Below are 2,967 nucleotides of genomic sequence, written 5' to 3'. Positions count from 1 at the left end.
CCTGCGGGGCACGCCGGAGGTCGTTGCGCAGGTCGGCGGTGGGGATGTCGATCAGCTCGGGTTCCTCGCCGTCGGGCCTGGCGACCACCAGCCGCGCCGACGCCTGCTCGCCATAGGACACCACCGTCGCGAGCACCGTCGACTCGTCGTCACCGACGCGGGCGACGGGCATGTTCAGCAGTGAGTTCAGCAGCAGGCTCTTGCCCTGTTTGAGCTGACCGGCGATCACCACCCGGATCTGCGGATCGCTGATGCGCCGTTTGGCGCGGGTGAGCCGCTCGACCAGATCGCCACGATCGTTGGTCTCGGCGATCTTGCTGGTGTGGTCGATGAGCTCGACGACCACTTTCACTTTGCGGGGGTCGTTCGGCTGCGTCATCGTGCCCCTCTTGTCCGGCGGCTGCTGCTCAGTGGTTCAACGGTATGCGCGCGCCACTGGCGGGGACCATCACGGTCCCCGCCAGTGTCGTCATCTGGTCGCGGTCACTCAGAAGGCGTCCAGATCGGTGTCGGTGGTGTTGTTGGAAGCGAGGTCGGTGTCGATTCCGGTGACGTTGTCCGAGAACAGGTCCGTGGAGGTCTCGTTGCCGGAGAACAGATCCGTGTTGGTCTCGTTGCCGGACCCGATCGCGGTCTCGTTGCCCGACCCGACGTTGGACTCGAAGTTCGACGAGTTGTCCTCGATCGAGCTCTCGGTCGAGGACGAGGTCTCCGTCTGAACCGAGGTGTTGACGGAATTGTCCTCGACGTTGTCGCTGCCGACGTTGCCGTCGATCTGGGTGCCGGAGTTCACATCGGTGTCGGTGATGATGATCCCGCCGCCGCTGCCGCCGTCACCACCGGACGCGTTGCCGCTGCCGATGCCGATCAGGCTGTCGCCGCCGGCCGCACCGCCGCCGTTGCCGCCGCTGGTGTCGACATCGTTGAGCACCGGCGCGTCGTTGTCGGTGATCAGGTCGTCACCCGCGGTCTGCGAGTTGTCCTCGACCTCGTTGTCCTTGCCGACAACAACATTGGAGCCGGAGCCGGCCAGGATGTCACCGTTGTTCATGGTGTTGCCGTCGCCGAGGGCGGCGCCGTCACCGCTGACGATGTCGCCGTCGTTGTCACCGCCCACCACGACACCACCGTCGGTGGCGGTGTTGCTGGTCTTGTCGCCCAGGGTGATGTCGCCGAAGCCCAGGTTGAATGCACCGTTCTGGGCGTTGGCGCCGGCCGCCTGATCAGGGCTGGCGACCGGGACGTTGTTGCCGCTCAGCAGGTCGGTGTCGTTGCGGCTGGCGAACTCCGTCGTCGGAGCGAAGGACGTCTGCGGCGAGAACGGCGACGCGATGTTGGAGGCCAGCTGATGGTGGTCGGCCACCGCCCGCTGCAGGCCGAGGACCGGGTCGCCGCCACCGAGCGCATATCCGGCGGGAGCGGCCGTGGCGGCCACCGATGCCAGCTGCGCGGCGGTCACGTTCGGCAGACCCGCTTCACGCAGCGCGCCATCGGGGTCGAGGACGAAGGAGGTCGCCGCGGCGGGGCTGCGGAACAGGTCGAGGATGAAGTCGATGAGGGTTGTCATGGAACTTCCTTTCGTGGTCTTCCCGGGAGTCGGGGAGAGGTCTCTCGCCGGGCTCCCCGGCGATCTGCAGACCACGTTATGGAGTCGGGGACCTGCCGCAAACGGGGTCCGGTCCCGTCCCTGAGCCACCCCGACTAGGGATGTTCGCCCATCCCCATTAGGGGATTAGGGGATCACCCGGGGAGCTGGGGGATGCAGGGGTTTTTGCAGCTCAAACGACAAAACCCGCGTGGATCGTCAGATCCACGCGGGTAGGGTCGGCTTGTCGGTCAGTCGAAGATGTCGAACCCGGGGGTGGGATCACCAGGGTGGGGGTCGGCGACCGGCTGTGCCCAGTCCTCGGCGAAACCGGATTCGGTCAGCTGGGTCTCTTCGAGCTCCGGCACGTCGAGCTGCAGCGATTCGGCCGTGTCGATCAGATCGGTGCCCGTCGGCGCCGCCACCCCCAGGTCGGTCTGGTCGAGGATGTCGGTCACCACGACGGGTGCGTCGATGACGTCTACGCCCGCGACCTCGGGCACGTGGTCGAACGCGTCGAAAGCCGCCGTGGCCGCGCCACTGGTCCAGACGTTGCCTACCCCATCGGCGCCGAAGTCCTCGAAGGCATCCAGGCCCGGCGACGGAGCGGCCATCGACAGCGATTCCGCCACCACCGGGATCAGGTTCTGGACGTCAGCGCTGGTCACGTCCGTCAAGTCGGCGTCGGCCAGAGCCTGCGCAGGATCCGCGGCATAACGTGCGGCGACATCGGGATCCCGCACCAGTGACATGACGAAGTCGAGAAGCGAGTTGGCCATCCCCCACCTTTCTCGGTTGTTCTCCGTGGCATACCGCCGTCGTCGGGCTTGTCACGATGCTATCCAGCCCGAACGCGCACCGGATCGGTGCGAAGCCCAGCGCGGGACAGAGACCATTAGGGGACCAACCATTAGGGGATCGACGCCACTAGGGGAAATCCGCGGACCTCGCAGGACCAGCCGCTAAGGTGGGGACCGGCCAGGACAGGAGACACGCCATCATGACTGAACCACTCGGGTTGTCGATCGGGATGACCCATCTGGTCGCGGCCCGCGTCGGTCGCCCACCGGTGATGCGGCGATCGATCCTCACCGTCTTCAACAACCGTGCCCCCGAGGTCGGAGCGCCCGGGGAGAACCCGAACCTCACGGAGCCTGGCCTGGTCCTGAGCGGTTTCGTCGAACGCGTCGGAGACCCGGTTCCACTGGTCGCGGCGGACGGCACCGCCCACCGCGGCGAGCAGGTACTCGCGGAAGCCCTCGATGCGATGGCACGGTCGGTCGACGGTGGATCGCCGGTTGCCATCGCCGTGCCCGCCCACTGGGGGCCGGGAGCCGTCGGCGCACTGCGCGGCGCGCTGCGCACCCGGCCGAGCCTGGCAC

Annotated in this window: 2 protein-coding genes and 2 pseudogenes; 1 reads left to right on the top strand and 3 read right to left on the bottom strand. The window is 67.2% G+C overall.

Features of this window, described 5'->3' with window-relative positions; genetic code table 11:
* The 3 genes and pseudogenes from WA965_RS23680 to WA965_RS23670 form a co-directional block, all read right to left on the bottom strand.
* Positions 1-379 (bottom strand): annotated as a pseudogene (locus WA965_RS23680) (Isoniazid-inducible protein iniA); the annotation flags it as partial.
* A gap of 108 nt (positions 380-487) precedes the next feature.
* Entirely contained in the window at positions 488-1,567 is a 1,080-nt protein-coding gene (locus WA965_RS23675; protein WP_526303294.1) for an IniB N-terminal domain-containing protein, read from the bottom strand.
* Positions 1,568-1,836: 269 nt separating this feature from the next.
* Positions 1,837-2,364, bottom strand: coding sequence for an Rv0340 family IniB-related protein (locus tag WA965_RS23670; protein WP_526303295.1), 528 nt, complete (start codon positions 2,362-2,364; stop codon positions 1,837-1,839).
* Positions 2,365-2,585: 221 nt separating this feature from the next.
* Between WA965_RS23670 and WA965_RS23665 the strand changes: the two are divergent.
* A pseudogene (locus WA965_RS23665) lies at positions 2,586-2,967 on the top strand (Hsp70 family protein); the annotation flags it as partial.

This window comes from Mycobacterium sp., from assembly GCF_049683935.1.
GTDB lineage: Bacteria > Actinomycetota > Actinomycetes > Mycobacteriales > Mycobacteriaceae > Mycobacterium.
Note: the sequence above shows the minus strand (reverse complement) of the source record. Positions and strands in the feature narration are given on the sequence as shown.

Excerpts from the sequence above, each read along its gene's own strand:
- WA965_RS23675 (WP_526303294.1), bottom strand. The coding sequence starts at position 1,567 with ATGACAACCCTCATCGACTTCATCCTCGACCTGTTCCGCAGCCCCGCC.
- WA965_RS23670 (WP_526303295.1), bottom strand. The coding sequence starts at position 2,364 with ATGGCCAACTCGCTTCTCGACTTCGTCATGTCACTGGTGCGGGATCCC.